General features: G+C 72.0%; 14 protein-coding genes. 6 read left to right on the top strand and 8 right to left on the bottom strand.

Annotated features, from left to right (window positions below; genetic code table 11):
* Positions 1 to 506: 506 nt before the first annotated feature.
* The gene (locus AC07F0_RS26315) at positions 507 to 2,288 is read right to left on the bottom strand and encodes an ABC transporter ATP-binding protein (protein WP_478982377.1); all 1,782 of its coding nucleotides are present in this window, start codon (positions 2,286 to 2,288) and stop codon (positions 507 to 509) included.
* Positions 2,285 to 4,090 (bottom strand): ABC transporter ATP-binding protein, encoded by a 1,806-nt coding sequence (locus AC07F0_RS26320; protein ID WP_478982380.1) that lies wholly within the window; start codon positions 4,088 to 4,090, stop codon positions 2,285 to 2,287. Before AC07F0_RS26320 ends, AC07F0_RS26315 begins: the two co-directional genes overlap by 4 nt.
* 227 nt (positions 4,091 to 4,317) lie before the next feature.
* Between AC07F0_RS26320 and AC07F0_RS26325 the strand changes: the two genes are divergently transcribed.
* Together AC07F0_RS26325 and AC07F0_RS26330 are read left to right on the top strand one after the other, a co-directional pair.
* The gene (locus tag AC07F0_RS26325) at positions 4,318 to 5,928 is read left to right on the top strand and encodes a peptide-N4-asparagine amidase (RefSeq protein WP_478982382.1); all 1,611 of its coding nucleotides are present in this window, start codon (positions 4,318 to 4,320) and stop codon (positions 5,926 to 5,928) included.
* A 174-nt stretch (positions 5,929 to 6,102) separates the two neighbouring features.
* Entirely contained in the window at positions 6,103 to 7,527 is a 1,425-nt protein-coding gene (locus tag AC07F0_RS26330) for a cation:dicarboxylate symporter family transporter (protein WP_478982384.1), read from the top strand.
* A gap of 123 nt (positions 7,528 to 7,650) precedes the next feature.
* Here the strand turns inward: AC07F0_RS26330 and AC07F0_RS26335 are convergent, their stop codons facing one another.
* Positions 7,651 to 8,100: a MarR family winged helix-turn-helix transcriptional regulator gene (locus AC07F0_RS26335; RefSeq protein ID WP_436730912.1), complete on the bottom strand. Its 450-nt coding sequence runs from the start codon at positions 8,098 to 8,100 to the stop codon at positions 7,651 to 7,653.
* Between the two features lie 120 nt (positions 8,101 to 8,220).
* Between AC07F0_RS26335 and AC07F0_RS26340 the strand changes: the two genes are divergently transcribed.
* Together AC07F0_RS26340 and mltG are read left to right on the top strand one after the other, a co-directional pair.
* The gene (locus tag AC07F0_RS26340; RefSeq protein WP_478982386.1) at positions 8,221 to 10,023 is read left to right on the top strand and encodes an ABC transporter ATP-binding protein; all 1,803 of its coding nucleotides are present in this window, start codon (positions 8,221 to 8,223) and stop codon (positions 10,021 to 10,023) included.
* A gap of 43 nt (positions 10,024 to 10,066) precedes the next feature.
* Positions 10,067 to 10,912, top strand: coding sequence for an endolytic transglycosylase MltG (mltG, locus tag AC07F0_RS26345; RefSeq protein ID WP_478982388.1), 846 nt, complete (start codon positions 10,067 to 10,069; stop codon positions 10,910 to 10,912).
* A 12-nt stretch (positions 10,913 to 10,924) separates the two neighbouring features.
* Here the strand turns inward: mltG and AC07F0_RS26350 are convergent, their stop codons facing one another.
* From AC07F0_RS26350 to AC07F0_RS26370, 5 genes are all read right to left on the bottom strand, one after another.
* Entirely contained in the window at positions 10,925 to 12,001 is a 1,077-nt protein-coding gene (locus AC07F0_RS26350; RefSeq protein ID WP_478982390.1) for an NAD(P)-binding domain-containing protein, read from the bottom strand.
* Between the two features lie 61 nt (positions 12,002 to 12,062).
* Positions 12,063 to 13,091 carry an ABC transporter substrate-binding protein gene (locus tag AC07F0_RS26355; RefSeq protein WP_478982392.1) on the bottom strand — a complete coding sequence of 343 codons (1,029 nt, stop codon included), beginning with the start codon at positions 13,089 to 13,091 and terminating at the stop codon, positions 12,063 to 12,065.
* Positions 13,092 to 13,127: 36 nt separating this feature from the next.
* Complete coding sequence (locus tag AC07F0_RS26360) at positions 13,128 to 13,868, bottom strand: ABC transporter ATP-binding protein (protein WP_356923698.1); 741 nt, start codon at positions 13,866 to 13,868, stop codon at positions 13,128 to 13,130.
* Positions 13,841 to 14,710: an ABC transporter permease gene (locus tag AC07F0_RS26365; protein WP_478982394.1), complete on the bottom strand. Its 870-nt coding sequence runs from the start codon at positions 14,708 to 14,710 to the stop codon at positions 13,841 to 13,843. Before AC07F0_RS26365 ends, AC07F0_RS26360 begins: the two co-directional genes overlap by 28 nt.
* 169 nt (positions 14,711 to 14,879) lie before the next feature.
* The gene (locus AC07F0_RS26370; RefSeq protein WP_313884353.1) at positions 14,880 to 14,963 is read right to left on the bottom strand and encodes a putative leader peptide; all 84 of its coding nucleotides are present in this window, start codon (positions 14,961 to 14,963) and stop codon (positions 14,880 to 14,882) included.
* A gap of 120 nt (positions 14,964 to 15,083) precedes the next feature.
* On the opposite strand from AC07F0_RS26370, the gene AC07F0_RS26375 reads away from it, so the two are divergent.
* Positions 15,084 to 15,506 carry a secondary thiamine-phosphate synthase enzyme YjbQ gene (locus AC07F0_RS26375; RefSeq protein WP_037671216.1) on the top strand — a complete coding sequence of 141 codons (423 nt, stop codon included), beginning with the start codon at positions 15,084 to 15,086 and terminating at the stop codon, positions 15,504 to 15,506.
* 144 nt (positions 15,507 to 15,650) lie between these two features.
* Positions 15,651 to 16,934 (top strand): sigma-54-dependent transcriptional regulator family protein (locus AC07F0_RS26380; RefSeq protein WP_478982397.1); only part of this gene is annotated, 1,284 nt, incomplete at its 3' end.

The following is a 16,934-nucleotide window of genomic DNA, read 5'->3' on the forward strand; positions in this document are numbered from 1 at the left end:
CGAGTCCGGGCCTTGCTCCGCGCCGCGTCTGGCCCCCGGCCGAGCCGGGTGCCGCGCCGAGTCCGGGCCTTGCTCCGCGCCGCGTCTGGCCCCCGGCCGAGCCGGGTGCCGCGCCGAGTCCGGGCCTTGCTCCGCGCCGCGTCTGGCCCCCGGCCCAGCCGGGTGCCGAGTCCGGGTCCGGGCCTTGCCCGCGCCGCGTCTGGCCCCGGGCCGACCAGGGGCCGGGCCCGACAAGCCCCGGGCCCCGCCGGAGGGAGGGCCCGGAGAGCCGGTCGTTCAAGAAACCGCTCCGGTGCCGCCCGGGCCCGGGCAGCCCGCATCGGGGTGCCGGTGGCGGGCGGCCTGGTCATGGCGGCCGGTCTCGCCGCCGTGCCCGCCGTCACGGGCCAGCCCCGATCCGCCCAAGGCCCGGCCAGCCCCGATCCGCCCAAGGCCCGGCCAGCCCCCGGTCCGTCCCGGCCCGGCACGCCGACGCGGCGAGTCTCACGGCCCTCCGCACCCGCTCGTCACCCGTGCCAAGACCTCCACAGCGCCGCATACGCCCCGTCCGCCGCCACCAGTTCCTCGTGGCTGCCCAGTTCGCTGATGCGGCCGTTCTCGACGACGGCGATGACGTCCGCGTCGTGGGCGGTGTGGAGGCGGTGGGCGATGGCGACGACGGTGCGGCCGTCGAGGACCTTGGCCAGGGATCGTTCCAGGTGGCGGGCGGCGCGCGGGTCGAGCAGGGACGTCGCCTCGTCCAGGACCAGCGTGTGCGGATCCGCCAGCACCAGGCGGGCCAGGGCGATCTGCTGGGCCTGGGCCGGGGTGAGCGTCAGGCCGCCCGAGCCGACCTCGGTGTCCAGGCCGTCGTCGAGCGCCCGGGCCCAGCCGTCCGCGTCGACCGCGCCCAGCGCCGCCCACAGCTCGGCGTCGCCGGCACCGGTCCGGGCGAGCCGGAGGTTGTCGCGCAGGGAGCCCACGAAGACGTGGTGCTCCTGGTTGACGAGGGCGACATGGGCGCGGACGCGTTCCGCCGGCATCCGGGACAACTCGGCGCTGCCCAGCGTGATCCGGCCGTCCCGGGGCGCGTAGATCCCGGCGAGCAGCCGCCCCAGCGTCGACTTGCCCGCACCCGAGGGGCCGACCAGGGCCAGCCGGGTGCCGGGGGAGACCTCCAGGGACACCTTGCGCAGGACGTCCACGCCCTCCACGTAGCCGAAGTGCACACGGTCGGCACGCACGTGGCGTCCGTCGGGGGACACGGAGGGGTCGCCGGCGTCCGGCTCGATGTCCCGGACCCCGACGAGCCGGGCCAGCGACACCTGGGCGACCTGGAGTTCGTCGTACCAGCGCAGGATCATGCCCACCGGGTCGACGAGCATCTGGGCGATCAGCGCGCCCGTCGTGAGCTGGCCGACGTCGATCCAGCCGTGCAGGGCGAACACGCCGCCGACCAGGAGGACCGAACCGAGCACGGTCACGTGGGTGACGTTGATGACCGGGAAGAGCACCGACCGCAGCCACAACGTGTAGCGCTCCCAGGCCGTCCATTCCTTGATCCGGCGCTCGGACAGCGCGACGCGCCGGTCACCGAGGCGGTGCGCCTCGACGGTGCGCCCGGCGTCCACGGTCTCGGCGAGCGCGGCGGCCACGGCGGCGTACCCGGCGGCCTCCGAGCGGTAGGCGGCCGGTGCCCGCCGGAAGTACCAGCGGCAGCCGACGATCAGCAGCGGCAGGGCGAGCAGCACGGCGAGCGCCAGCGGCGGCGCCGTGACGACCAGCCCGCCCATGAGCAGCACGACCCACACCACGCCGATCGACAGCTGCGGCACGGCCTCACGCATGGCGTTGGCCAGCCGGTCGATGTCCGTGGTGATCCGCGACAGCAGATCGCCGGTCCCGGCCCGCTCCAGCACGCCCGGCGGCAGCCCGACCGACCGGACGAGGAAGTCCTCGCGCAGGTCGGCCAGCATCCGCTCGCCCAGCATCGCGCCGCGCAGCCGCACCTGGCGGACGAACAGGGCCTGGACGGCCAGCGCCGCCACGAACAGCCCCGCGGTGAGTTCCAGCCGCAGATCCCGCGCCCCGTCGGAGACCCGCTCCACGACTCCGCCCAGCAGCCACGGACCGGCCATCGAGGCGATGACAGCTACCGTGTTGACGGCGACGAGCAGCACGAACGCCCGGCGGTGCCGGCGCAGCAGTTCGGCCACGTAGGCGCGGACGGTCGTGGGGGCGCCGACCGGCAGTGTGTTCGCCGTCGTCGGGGCGGCCGGGTCGTACGCCGGTGGCGCCACGCCGATCATGCCTTCTCCTCGATCTCTTCCAGTTCGTGCAGGACGTCCTTCAGGGCGACGGAGCCGGTCAGCGCGACCTCGTCGTCCGTCTCGCGGGTGACCACCGCGCGGTAGCGGGGCTCGGTGTGCAGCAGCTCGCGATGCGTGCCGGTCGCCGCGACCTCGCCGTCGTGCAGGAACACGATCCGGTCGGCGCGGTCCAGCAGCAGCGGCGAGGAGGTGAACACCACGGTCGTGCGCCCCGCGCGCAACTCCCGCACACCCTGCGCGATCCGGGCCTCGGTGTGCGAGTCGACGGCCGAGGTCGGCTCGTCCAGAACGAGCACCTCCGGGTCCGTGATCAGCGACCGGGCGAGCGCGAGGCGCTGCCGCTGGCCGCCGGACAGGGACCGGCCGCGTTCGGTGATCCGCGCGTCCAGGGGATCGGCGGCGTCCACCGAGCCCTGCACCAGCGCCGCCAGCACGTCGTCGCACTGGGCGGCGGCCAGCGCAGCCCGCGGCTCGACGTCGCCCGAGGCGGGTACGTCGAGCAGTTCGCGCAGTGTGCCGGACAGCAGGACCGGGTCCTTGTCCTGGACGAGGACGGCCGTACGGGCAGTGTCCAGCGGGAGTTCGTCGAGCGGCACACCGCCGAGCAGCACCGAGTTGCCCTCCTGCGGAGGGTGCCCGCCCAGCCGCTCCGCCAGCCGGCCGGCCGCGTCCGGGTCGCCGCACACCACGGCGGTGAGCCGGCCGGTGCGCGCGAGCAGCCCGGTTTCCGGGTCGTACAGGTCTCCGGACGGGAGCTCGGCCCCGCGCGACCCGGCGGTGTCGGTGGCCCGCTCCAGCGCCAGTACGCCCGCGGCCCGTTTGGCGGACGGCCGGGAGAAGGAGTACGCCATGGCGATCTCCTCGAAGTGCCGCAGCGGATAGGTCAGGACCATCACCGAGCTGTAGACGGTGACCAGTTCGCCGACGGTGATCCGGCCCTGGCGGGCCAGGTGCACGCCGTACCAGACGACGGCGATGAGCAGCAGTCCCGGCAGCAGGACCTGGATCGCGGAGATCAGGGACCACATCCGGGCGCTGCGCACCGCCGCGTGCCGGACCTCCTGGGAGGCACGGCGGTAGCGGTCGAGGAACAGTTCCTCACCGCCGATGCCGCGCAGCACGCGCAGACCGGCGACGGTGTCCGAGGCGAGCTCGGTGGCGCGTCCGGCCTTCTCGCGCTGCACATCGGCCCGCCGGGTGGCGCGGGGCAGCAGGGGCAGCACGGCGAGCGCCAGCACGGGCAGCCCCACGGCGACGACCACGCCGAGCGCGGGCTGGTAGACGAGCAGTGCGACGCAGACCAGCACGATGGTGACCAGCGCCGCGGTGAAGCGCGACCAGGCCTCCACGAACCAGCCGATCTTCTCGACGTCACCCGTGGAGACCGCCACGACCTCACCGGCCGCGACGCGCCGGGTCAGCGCCGAGCCCAACTGGGCGGCCTTGCGGGCGAGGAGCTGCTGGACGCGGGCGGCCGCCGTGATCCAGTTCGTGATGGCGGTGCGGTGCAGGAAGGTGTCGCCGACGGCGTTGCCGACACAGGCGAGCACCAGCAGGCCGCCCGCCAGGGCGAGTTGCCCGCCGGAGCGGTCGACGACGGCCTGTACGGCGACACCGACGCAGAACGGCAGCGCGGCGACGGAGGCGAAGTGCAGCAGCCCCCAGGCCAGCGACTTGAGCTGCCCGTCCAGCTGGTTGCGGAAGAGCCACCACAGGAATCGGGGACCCGAACGCGCGTCCGGCACGCCCGGGTCGGGGTACGGAAGGTCTTGAATCTGCATGACGTCCCAGTGGCTCGTGTCAGGGGGATGGGGGAATGGGTGAGGGGGAATGGGGGAGGAGGGTTCGGCCGAGGGCAGCAAACCGTGACAGGTTCGCTTCGCCACGTGGTCGGGGGCAACCGGTTTTCGACCCGCCGAACGGAACCGGCCGACAGAGGTGGGAACAGGGCGGCTCGGCGGGCCGGTGCGCATTGCGGAGGCGGCGGACTCCCCGTAGAACACCGCCCATGAAGAGACGGATCGTCATGTCCATGCTTGCCGGAGCGACCCTCCTGGCGAGCACCCTCCTGGGGGCCGGTCCTGCCCGTGCGGCCGACGTCCCCGCCGAGTTCGGCACCGACTGGCACGACCCGGTCACGGCCGCCCCGCCCATCACCGAGCCCGGCGGCAGGTCCTGCGAAGTCACCGTCGCCCAGGCGCAGTTCCGCGACTTCACCCCGTACCGGGGCACGTACACCCCGCCCGGCGACTGCGGTGACCGCTGGAGCAAGGTGGTGCTGCGGCTCGACGGCAAGGTCAAGGGGCGCCAGTACGACCGGCTCGGCTATCTGCACGTCGGCGGGGTCGAGATCTTCCGCACCTCGACACCGCAGCCCTCGCCCGACGGCATCGAGTGGTCGGTGGAGAAGGACGTCACCCGCTACAGCGACACCTTCCGCGGCCGGCAGGACGTCGAGATGCTCATCGGGAACGTCGTCGACGGCACTTACACGGGCGTCCTCGACGTCAAGGTCACTCTGACGTTCCATCAGGGCCGCCCGGACCGGAAGAGCACCCCCGACCGAGTACTCACCCTCGACCGAGGGGCTGACGGCGCGACCACCCTCACGACCCCGCGCAACAGCGAACGCGTCGTCGCCGAGGTGTACGCCACCGGCTCCGGCGGCGGCTGCGAGGAGTACTGGTACCTGACGGTGCCCGACCCGGCGCCGTACTCCTGCAAGGCGGGCCGAGGCCCCTACCGCGAGGTGCGGATCAGCGTGGACGGCCGTCTCGCGGGCATCGCCGCACCGTTCCCCACCGTGTGGACCGGCGGCTGGTCCAACCCGTTCCTCTGGTACGTGATCCCGGGCCCGCGCGCCTTCGACATCAAGCCGATCACCTACGACCTCACCCCTTTCGCCGGGCTCCTCAACGACGGCCGTCCGCACCGCGTCGAGGTCTCGGTCGTCGGCGTGCCCGAGGGGCAGACCGGCTGGAGCACCCCCGTGAACGTGCTCGTCTGGCAGGACGACCAGCGCGCCCACGTGCCCGGGAAGCTCACCGTGCACAAGGTGGGCGACCTCACCGGCTCCTCGTCGTATACGCCGGGTTCACAGCACCGGGTCGACACCGAGGGCGCCCACCGGCTGACCGTCGCCGGATACGTCGACACCTCGCACGGCCGCGTCATGACCACCGTCGGCCGTTCGCTCGCCCACACCTCCGAGCACCGCTGGACGGACGGCGAGACGACCGACGCCCTCGCAGCCACCTGGACCGACGACGAGTCGGTGACCGTCGACGGACGCGGACCGGCCCACACCACCCGCACGCACCGGACCTACACCATGGACGGTACGACGACCCTCGGCGCGGGTGACCGGCTGCGCACCGTGCTGGCCCTCGGCGACCGCGCCACGGCCGTCGAGACGCGCGACGGCCGCCGTACGGCGTGGTCACGGCTCGACGACTCCTATACGGGCGACGCCACGTACACGGCGAACGTGCCCCGCGATCAGCGGCACGCGGTCGGTACGACGCGTGAGCGCTACCGGCTGTACGGCTCGACCGGCTGCTACGACCGCACGCTGACCACCGTTCAGGGGGTGCTCACGGGAGACCGCCGTCGTTGCTGAAGAGGCCTGAGTGGCTCATGTGACATGCGCCACTCGGGACGCTTTTACGTGGCTGAAACGTTGCGGTCTTGTGCGCGATCAAGACAGCCTCCAATGTGTACGGCTACGGAAGCTGCTTTCCGTATCGCAGAAGTCCCCTCCGGCCTCTGTGTGTCCCGTCCCCAAGGAGGCCTCGTGCCACCGTCCGTACCGTCCCTGCCGCGGCGCGTCGCACGCACCCTGCGTACCTCACTCTTCGCGCAGGTCCTCTGCGCGCTCGTCCTCGGAATCCTCGTCGGGAAGCTGTGGCCGGACACGGCCAGGGCTCTCCAGCCGCTCGGCGACGGTTTCACCCGGCTCATCAAGACGGTGATCTCGCCGCTGGTGTTCTGCGTGGTCGTCGTCGGCATCGCCAAGGCCGGTGACCTGAAGGCGTTCGGCCGGATCGGGGTCAAGGCCCTGATCTGGTTCGAGGTCGCCTCCACCGCCGCCCTGGTCATCGGCCTCGTCGCCGCCAACGTCGTCGGGCCCGGCAAGGGCATGAACGTCGACCCCTCCTCGCTGGACGCCGCCGCGGTGAACCAGACGACGGGCGGTGGCCAACTGCCCTCGACGACCGAGTTCGTCCTCAACGCGCTGCCCGAGAGCTTCGTCGGCGCCTTCGCCGAGAACGAACTGCTCCAAGTCCTCATCCTGGCCTGCCTGGTGGGCGCCGCCCTGCTGCACCTCGGACACACCAGGGTGCCGAAGATCCTGCCCGCCGTCGACCAGGCCCAGGACGTGATCTTCACGGTCGTCGGGTTCATCATGCGGCTCGCCCCGCTCGCGGTGTTCGGCGCGATGGCCCACCTGGTCGGCAACTACGGGCTGGGCGTGATGAAGACGTACGCCAAGCTCATCGTGCTCTGCTACGTGGCGGCCGCGCTGTTCGTCGCACTGCTCGCCGTCGCCCTGCGGCTGGTGACCGGGCTCAGCCTCTGGAAGTTCCTGCGCTACATCCGCGAGGAGATGCTGCTCGCGCTCGGCACCGCGTCCACCGAGTCGGTCATGCCGCGCGTGATGCAGAAGCTGCGCCGGGCCGGTGCCCGCGACGACGCGGTGGGTCTGGTACTGCCCACGGGCTACTCCTTCAACCTCGACGGCGCCTCGCTCTACCTGTCGATCGGCACGCTGTTCATCGCCCAGGCCGTGGGCGTGGATCTGAGCCTGGGTCAGCAGATCACCGTGGTCCTGGTGCTGATGCTGACCAGCAAGGGCATGGCGGGCATCCCCGGTTCGGCGTTCCTCGCCCTGTCGGCGACGGCCTCGTCCCTGGGTGCCATCCCGGCCGGAGCCGTCGCCCTGCTGCTCGGCGTGGACCGCATCATGGACTCGATGCGCGTCGTCACGAACCTGCTCGGCAACTGTGTCGCCGTATTCGCGGTGTCCCGCTGGGAGGGCGCGCTGGACATCGAGCGGGCCAGGAAGACGCTCGACGGGGAGGACACCTCCGCGCCCGACGACGAGCTGGACGGCGGTGGCGGTGGCGGCGACGGCGACGCCGAAGCCCCCGGGGCGGCGAACCCGGCGCCCGGCATCCCCACCCAGAAGCCCAAGGAGCCGGCCCCCGAGGTCAGTTGACCAAGACCGACCGGGCCGCGGCCACCGCTCCAGCAGGAGAGCGGCGGCCGCGGCCCGTTTCGCGTGCCCGCGCGTGAATGCGCTTCAGCACCGCCGCACCGGCGTTCCGAGCGCGAACGCGCTTCAGCACCGCCGCACCGGCGTTCCGTCGATCAGCATGTTCAGCAACCCTCCGAGCGCCTCGCGCTGTTCCTCCGTCAGCGGCGCGAGGATCTCCTCCGCGGCCGACCTGCGCGCCGCCCGCAGTTCGCCCAGCGCCTTGCGGCCGTCGTCCGTGAGCTCGATGCGGATCACCCGCCGGTTCGCCGGGTCCGGGACCCGCCGCACCTTGCCGCTCGCCTCCAGCCCGTCGACCAGCGTCGTCACGGCTCGCGGCACCACCTCCAGGCGCTCGGCCAGGTCGGCCATCCGCGGCGGCGAACCCCAGTGCGCGAGAGTGCGCAGCAGCCGGGACTGAGCCGGTGTGATGCCGAGGTCGCGGTGCTCCAGATGGTGCTTCTGGATGCGGTGCACCCGGCGGGTGAGCCGCAGCAGCTGCTCGGCGAGCAGGCCGTCGGAATCGGGGGAGGTCATACGGGAACAATATCAGGATGATGTTCATTGTGAGTATAGGTAACAATGAGCTACGATCCGATTCTCCGGCCCTCGCCCCGCCCCTGTGCCGCCGCCCGTATCGCCCTCTCGAAGGAGCCCATGCATCCCGACCATGAAGCCCCCTGGAGCGCACCCGCCGACGTGAAGGAACAGCCCCGGCAGGTCCGCCGCATCCTCAGGCTCTTCCGCCCCTACCGGGGCCGCCTGGCGGTCGTCGGCCTGCTGGTCGGCGCCGCGTCGCTGGTCTCGGTCGCCACGCCCTTCCTGCTGAAGGAGATCCTCGACGTCGCGATCCCGCAGGGGCGCACCGGCCTGCTCAGCCTGCTCGCCCTCGGCATGATCCTCAGCGCCGTCCTCACCAGCGTCTTCGGTGTCCTCCAGACCCTGATCTCCACGACGGTCGGCCAGCGCGTCATGCACGACCTGCGCACGGCCGTCTACGGCCGGCTCCAGCGCATGTCCCTCGCGTTCTTCACGCGCACCCGCACGGGCGAGGTGCAGTCCCGCATCGCCAACGACATCGGCGGCATGCAGGCCACCGTCACCTCCACCGCGACGTCCCTGGTCTCCAACCTCACCAGCGTCGTCGCCACGATCGTCGCGATGGTCGTCCTCGACTGGCGCCTGACCGTCGTCTCGCTGCTGTTGCTGCCGGTGTTCGTGTGGATCAGCCGCCGCGTCGGCAACGAACGCCGGAAGATCACCACCCAGCGCCAGAAGCAGATGGCCGCCATGGCCGCCACGGTCACCGAGTCGCTCTCCGTCAGCGGCATCCTGCTCGGCCGCACGATGGGGCGCTCCGACTCGCTGACCAAGTCCTTCGCCGACGAGTCCGAGGAACTCGTCGACCTGGAGGTACGGTCCAACATGGCCGGCCGCTGGCGCATGGCCGTCATCACGATCGTCATGGCGGCTCTGCCCGCCGTCATCTACTGGACCGCCGGCATGGCCCTCCAGCTGGGCGGCCCCGAGGTCTCCCTCGGCACGATCGTCGCCTTCGTCTCGCTCCAGCAGGGCCTGTTCCGCCCGGCCGTGAGCCTGCTGTCGACCGGAGTGCAGATCCAGACCTCGCTCGCCCTCTTCCAGCGCATCTTCGAGTACCTCGACCTGCCGATCGACATCACCGAGCGCGCGGACCCGGTCCACCTCGACCGGGTCAAGGGAGAGGTCCGCTTCGAGAAGGTCTCGTTCGGCTACGACGACAAGGACGGCCCCGTCCTCGACGGCATCGACCTCACCGTCCCGGCCGGCGGCAGCCTCGCCGTCGTCGGCCCGACCGGCGCCGGCAAGTCCACGCTCGGCTACCTGGTCCCCCGCCTCTACGACGTGACGGGCGGACGCGTCACTCTCGACGGGGTCGACGTCCGCGACCTCGACTTCGACACCCTGGCGCGCGCGGTCGGCGTCGTCTCGCAGGAGACGTACCTCTTCCACGCCTCGGTCGCCGACAACCTGCGCTTCGCCAAGCCCGACGCCACCGACGAGGAACTGCACCAGGCGGCGAAGGCGGCGCAGATCCACGACCACATCGCGTCCCTGCCCGACGGCTACGACACGGTCGTCGGTGAGCGCGGCCACCGCTTCTCCGGCGGCGAGAAGCAGCGCCTGGCCATCGCCCGCACGATCCTGCGCGACCCGCCGGTCCTCATCCTCGACGAGGCCACCAGCGCGCTGGACACCCGGACCGAGGCGGCCGTGCAGGACGCCATCGACGCGCTGTCGGCGAACCGCACCACGCTCACCATCGCCCACCGGCTGTCCACGGTCCGGGGCGCCGACCAGATCGTGGTCCTCGACTCGGGGCGCGCCGTCGAACTCGGTACGCACGAGGAACTGCTCGAGCGGCACGGCCGGTACGCGGCGCTCGTACGCCGGGACGCCCAACTGGAACCGACAAGATGAAAATATGCCGGGTTTGTGGCGATATGCGGGTTACCGTGCCCGCATGCAGAAGAACACTCCGCCACGGAGCACGATTCGACTGACGCGCCGGGGCCGTATCGCCCTCGTCGCGACCGGAGCCGTCGTGGTCGGTACCGCCGTGGCGGTGCCGCTGCTGACCCTGGGGGCCGAGGAGGACGCCCGGCCCGCGACCCTGGTGATCCCGGAGGGCTGGCGCGCGAGCCAGGTCTACGCCGCCGTCGACAAGGCCCTCGCCCTGCCTCCCGGCAGCACGAAGAAGTCCCTGGCGAAGGCCGCCCTCAAACTGCCGAACGACGCCGAGGGCAACCCGGAGGGCTACCTCTTCCCGGCGGTCTATCCGCTCCAGGAGAAGACGACCCCGGAGAAGCTCCTGGCGCTGATGGTCGACACCGCGAACGAGAGGTTCAACGGCGCGCCCATCGCCGCGGGAGCGCAGCGCAACGCCATGAACGTCTACCAGGCCGTCACCATCGCGAGCCTCGTCCAGGCGGAGGCGGCCACCAAGGCCGACATGGGCAAGGTCGCCCGGGTCGTCTTCAACCGCCTCGAACGCGGCATGCCGCTGCAGATGGACTCCACCATCAACTACGCGCTCGGCCGCTCCACCCTGCGCACCACGGCGAGCGACACCCGCATCGACAGCCCCTACAACTCGTACCAGCGCATGGGCCTGCCCCCCACCCCCATCGACAACCCCGGCGAGGAGGCCTTGCGCGCCGCCATCAACCCGCCCCCGGGCGACTGGCTGTACTTCGTCACGGTTCGCCCGGGCGACACCCGCTTCACCGCGGACTACGCGGAACACCAGCGGAACGTCGCGGAGTTCAACGCGCGCCAGAAGAAGGACGGCGCGCGGGCGGCCGGATGACCCGCCCGTGCCTCACGCGGCGATCGGCTCCCGCGCCAGCAGCCGCCTGATGTCGCGGACGGCCGCGCGGCCGGCGCGGTTGGCGCCGATGGTGCTGGCCGACGGGCCGTAGCCCACGAGGTGGATACGCGGGTCGGCGGCCGCGCGGGTGCCCTCCATACGGATGCCGCCGCCCGGCTCGCGCAGGCGCAGCGGAGTGAGGTGGTCGATGGCAGGGCGGAAGCCGGTGGCCCAGAGGATGACGTCGGCGTCGACGTGACGGCCGTCCCGCCAGTCCACTCCCGTGGGCGTGACGCGGTCGAACATCGGCTGCCGGTCGAGCACCCCGTCCTCGATGCCCTGCCGGACCGCGTCGTTCAGTGGCAGCCCGGTGACCGAGACGACACTCCTGGGCGGCAGCCCCTGCCGCACCCGTTCCTTGACGAGCGCGACGGCCGCCCTGCCGGCGTCCTCGTCGAAGGGACCCTCGCGGAAGACGGGCGGACGCCGGGTCACCCAGGTGGTGGCGGCCGCGTACGAGGCGATCTCCAGCAGATGCTGCGTGCCGGAGGCGCCACCGCCCACCACGACCACCCGCTGCCCGGCGAACTCCTCCGGCCCTGCGTACTGCGCGGTGTGCAACTGCCGCCCCCGGAAGGTCTCCTGGCCCGGATAACGTGGCCAGAACGGCCGGTCCCAGGTGCCGGTCGCGTTGATCAGCGCCCGCGTCGACCACACGCCCTGCGAGGTCTCCACCAGCAGCCGCCCGCCGGGCCCCTCGCGCACGGCCCGCACGTCGACGGGGCGCCGCACTCGCAGGTCGAAGGTCCGCTCGTACCGGTCGAAGTAGTCGCTGATGACCTCGGCCGACGGCCGCGTCGGATCCCCGTTGGTGAGCTCCATCCCCGGCAGCGCGTGCATCCCGTGCACCCTGTCGTACGTCAGCGACGGCCAGCGGAACTGCCAGGCGCCGCCGGGGCCGGGGGAGTGGTCCAGCACGACGAAGTCGCGGTCCGGCTCGAAACCGGATCGCCGCAGGTGATAGGCGCCGGCCAGACCGGCCTGACCGGCGCCTATGACGACTACCTCGACCTCGCGTGTGTTGTTCACGCTTCTACCAACCCTGCCGGGCCCATGGATCTTCCCGAGGGACGGCCCGCACGGCTCCGCTTCACGACCCGGTGGAAGGGCGGGCCTGGGTGGTGGACGGAGGCAGGCCGCCGTTGAACCGGGTGTCGGTGAAGTCGGCGAAGTCGACCTTGCGCGGGATGAGCTTCAACGCCGTGAACGTGTCGGCGATCTTCTGCTCGGAGGCGATCAGCGGCTTGTCGACGGCGACCTCGACCCGGGTGGTGTAGGTGCGCTTCACCGCCGCGAGTGCCACGTCCTCGGGGAGCCCGGTGTCCTTCGCCCAGACCTTCGCCCACTCCTCCTCGTGGTCGTACACCCACGCGTAGGCGCGCCGCAGCCGCTCCAGGTAGTCCTTGACGGCGGCGGCCTTCTTCTTGTCCTTGAGCGCGTCCGGCGCCGCGACCTGGAAGGTGAGCCCGTTGGTCACGCCGTCACCGTCGGTCAGGACGCGGCCCTGCCCGCCCTTCAGCACCTGCGAGGTGTACGGGTCCCACACCGCCCACGCGTCGACCTTGCCGGCGGTGAACGCGGCGAGTGCGTCGGCCGGCTGGAGGTACTTGACCTTGACGTCACTCGGCTTCAGTCCGGCCTTCTTCAGGGACGCGACCAGCTGGAAGTGAGCGGAGGATCCCTGGGCGACGGCGATCGACTTGCCCTTGAGCTGCGTGGGGTTCCTCAGGGGCGAGTCGTCCGGCACGAGGATGGTGTCGCCCTTGGAGGTGCCGTGCCACGCGGCCACGACCTTGATCTTCGAACCCGCCCCGGCCGCGAACACCGGCGGGGTGTTGCCGACGCCGCCGATGTCGACGGCCTTGGCGTTCACGGCCTCCAGCAGGGGCGGGCCGGAGGTGAACGTCGACCACTTGATCTTGTAGTCGAGGTTCTTCAGTTCCCCCGCGGCCCGCAGGATGGCCTCCGAACCTCCCTTCTGGTCGCCGACGTTGAGGGTGACGGGGCCGTGGCCGTCGGTGCCGCCTTCCGACGTACTGGCGGCCGAGTTCCCGCCGCAGGCGGTCAGCAGAAGGGCGAGGGGGAGAAGCAGGGCGGCGGGGGCGAGGCGTCGTCGCATGACGGTTCCGTTCGTGTGGTTCGTGCGTGCAGAAGTTCAGGCGGCTTCGGCGGCCGTCGCCTCGACGCCGAGGCGTTCGAGGAGGCCGGCGCGCAGTGCGGCGAAGCGCGGGTCGGTGATGTCGCGGGGGCGGTCGAGGTCGACGCGCTGCTCGTGGGCGATGACGCCGCCGTCCATCACCAGGACGCGGTCGGCGAGCAGCACGGCCTCCTCCACGTCGTGGGTGACGAGGAGCACCGCGCAGCCCCGCCGCTGCCACAACTCGCCGACGAGCCGCTGGGCCTTGATGCGGGTGAGGGCGTCGAGCGCGCCGAACGGCTCGTCGAGCAGCAGCAGATCAGGTTCGCGTACCAACGCCCGGGCCAGCGAGGCGCGTTGGGCCTCGCCACCGGAGAGCGTCTTGGGCCAGGCGGCCGAGCGGTGGCCGAGGCCGACCTCGTCGAGGGCCTGCTCGGCGACGGCCCGTTCGGGCTTGCCGGGCAGACCGAGCAGGACGTTGCGCCAGACCCTCTTCCACGGCATCAGCCGGGGCGCCTGGAAGGCGACGGCCTTGCGGCGCGGCACCAGGACGGTGCCCTCGATGTCGCGGTCGAGCCCGGCGAGGATCCGCAGCAGCGTCGACTTGCCGCAGCCGCTGCGCCCGAGCAGGGCCACGAACTCGCCCGGCCGGACGTCCAGTCGCAGATCGTCGATGACGGCACGGCCGTCGAAGGCCCGCGTGAGCCCTTCGACATGGACCGCCTGGGGGGTCACCGGCCGGTGAACGTCGGTCGCCATTGCAGCAGCACCCTTTCGAGAGAGCGGACGATGAAGTCGGCGAGCAGGCCGAGGAAGGCGTAGACGACCAGACAGACCACGATCACGTCGGTCCGCAGGAAGTCCCGCGCCTGCACCATGAGGAACCCGATGCCGGAGTCGGCGTTGACCTGCTCGGCGAAGACCAGCGCGAGCCAGGCGATGCCGAGCGAGTAGCGCAGACCGGTCATGGCGTTCGGCAGCGCGCCCGGGAGGACGACGTGCCGGACGAGTCCCCACCGGGACAGTCCGAGGGACTCCCCGGCCTCGATCAACTGGGCGTCCACGCCGCGGATTCCGGCGTAGACGTTGAGGTAGAGCGGGAAGGTCACGCCGAGCGTGATGATGGCGACCTTGGGGGCCTCGCCGATGCCGAACCAGATGATGAACAGCGGGATGAGCCCCACGAACGGCACGGTCCGCAGCATCTGCACGGGCGCGTCCACCAGATCCTCGCCGATCCGGAACAGGCCCGAGAGCAGGGCCAGTCCGGTCCCGACGACGAGGCCCAGCAGCAGCCCGGCCGCCACCCGCTGGAGCGAGGTGCCCATGGCGGCGGGGAGCGAGCCGTCGGCCACCATGTCCCCCGCGACCTGGGCGATACGGCCGGGCGAGGCGAGCACGTCCGGCTGCAACGCGCCCGTGCTGCTGAGGAGTTGCCACAGGGCCAGCAGCAGGACCGGGCCGGTGGTACGGCGCAGCCAGCGGGGGACGCGGGTGCGGCGGGACGAGGTGGGGACGAGGGGCTGGAGGTCGAGGTCGTGAGCTGACATAGGCGAAATGTCGGCTTCTGGTGACCTGGGTGGGGCATGGCTGATGCTCATGAGGACTCCACGGGGGAGAGCGAGGGCGGGGGCGGCATGCCTCGCCGCGGCCGCGCAACGAGAACAAGGGTGTTCGGGCGAGAACAGGAGTGTTCAGGCGAGAACGGGGGTGCTCAGCGGGCAGGCGGAACCAGGGCGAGGGAACCCGGAAGTGAGGAGAGGAAGGGCGTCAGCGGCCGCGGCGACACGCGGCGGAGGCCACCCGCAGCAGGTCGATGTGACCGCGCGTGGTGAGCAGGGCTGAACGCAACATGCGGCTGAACCTAGTCAGGTGGCATGCGCACGGTCAACGGGCGTCTCGTCAAGTGGACGCCGGTACCTCCACCGGGCGGCGGGGCGGGGGAAAACGGGCGCGTGCGTCAGGATGGGGTGCATGTCAGATGTCTTCACCACCCGAGTTCTGAACGTCCGCACCGGATCCACGGAGCGGGTCGTCGACATCACCGGCGACTGCGAGTCCTTCCTGCGGGAGGCGGCGGCCGGGCGTGACGGCCTCCTCAATGTCTTCGTCCCGCACGCGACGGCGGGAATCGCCGTTCTCGAGACCGGTGCCGGCAGCGACGACGACCTCCTGGCCGCACTGCACACACTGCTGCCCGCCGACGACCGCTGGCAGCACCGGCACGGCAGTCCGGGCCACGGACGCGACCACGTCCTGCCGGCCCTCGTCCCGCCGCACGCGACCCTGCCCGTGCTGGGCGGCCGGCTGGAGCTCGGGACATGGCAGTCGGTGTGCCTCGTGGACACGAACAAGGACAACCCGGAGCGGAAGGTGCGGTTGAGTTTCCTGGGGTGACTGCGCTCCGCCCTGCGCGTAGCTCCGTGCGCGGTGCCCGAACGGCTCTGGCGCACCGTGACGCGTGCCCGTAATGCCCGTATCCTCGTCAATGCCAGATTCTCTTCCGAGTAGCGGATGTGGCGGGCGCAAGCGAGGCGAAGCGTGGTTCGGTCCGGCGAGGAACCCAAGCCGGCGGGACGTGCGACTGACGGCACGGGGCCCGCCCGGCTTCGCGAGCGGTTTCTCGAGGGACAGCCGGTCGACACGGGTGTCCGGACGTCCATCCTGAACTCGTGGCGGCGCAGCCGGTCACTGGGCCTGTCACCAGACCAGACCGACCTGCCCTACCGGGAGGACTTCGACCCCGGGGGCCGTATCGTCCGCGCGGCCGTGCCGGTGCTCGACCGGCTCCAGGACGCGTTCTCAGGCAGCCAGATCAACATCTCGGTCGCCGACGCGAACGGAACGGTCCTCCTGCGCCGGTTCGGGGATCCCGCGATGGCCAGGAAGCTCCCGGCGATCCAGCGGGTGCCGGGGTTCGTGTTCGCCGAGCAGGTCGCCGGCACCAACGGCATCGGCCTCGCCCTGGCCGAGCGGCAGCTCATCCGCGTCTACGGCGCCGAGCACTTCGCGGAACGCTCCCAGGGCAGCGCATGCGTCGCGATGCCCGTCCGCGACCCGCTCAGCGGACGGATCGAGGGCGTCCTGTGCTTCGGTTATCCGCGCAGCTTCCAACGGCCCGGGCTGGATGCGGCGATCCGCCGGGCGGCCGAGAACATCGAGCGGCGGCTGCTGGGGCAGAGCTCCGCGCACGAGCGCGCCCTGCTGCGCACGTACCTGGCCGCCGGGGGCGGGGCCGGCCTGCACGGCGGGATCGCCCTGGACGCTCTGGCCGACGAGTTCCCCCCGCGTGACCAGGCCGTCCTGAGGGAGAAGGCCGCCGAGCTGATCTCCCGCGGGCAGCGGGCCGCCGTCGACGTCGCCCTGCCCGGCGGCCGGCGGGTGACGCTGGTGAGCCGCCCGATGACGAGCGCCTCCGGAGTGCGGGGCTTCGCCGTCGAGGCGGTGCTGCCGGGCGCCTCGGCGGGGGAGTCCCTGGTCCTCCCGCACCAGGCGGAGGAGCTGCCGGACCTGGCCGCCCTTTCGGCCGCCCCACGGCCCGCCCCACAGTCGATCACCCTGCCGTCCGGATACCTCGCCGCCGCGTCCGCCCCGGCCGTCACTCCCGGCGGCCGCCGGGGCGGGGGTGTGACCGGTGGCGGTACGGGCGTGGACGGCGGCGACGGGGGCGGAGTGGACGGCGGCGGGGACGGGGCGGACGGCGGCAGAAGCGCGGCGGTCGGTGACGGCGGCAGGGGCGTGGCTGAGGGCGGCACGGATGTCGCGGGCGGCGGGGGCGGGGTCGACGGCGGTGGGGATGCGCTGTACGGCGTCGGGGGTGCGGCG

Source organism: Streptomyces sp. NPDC045955 (assembly GCF_056430805.1).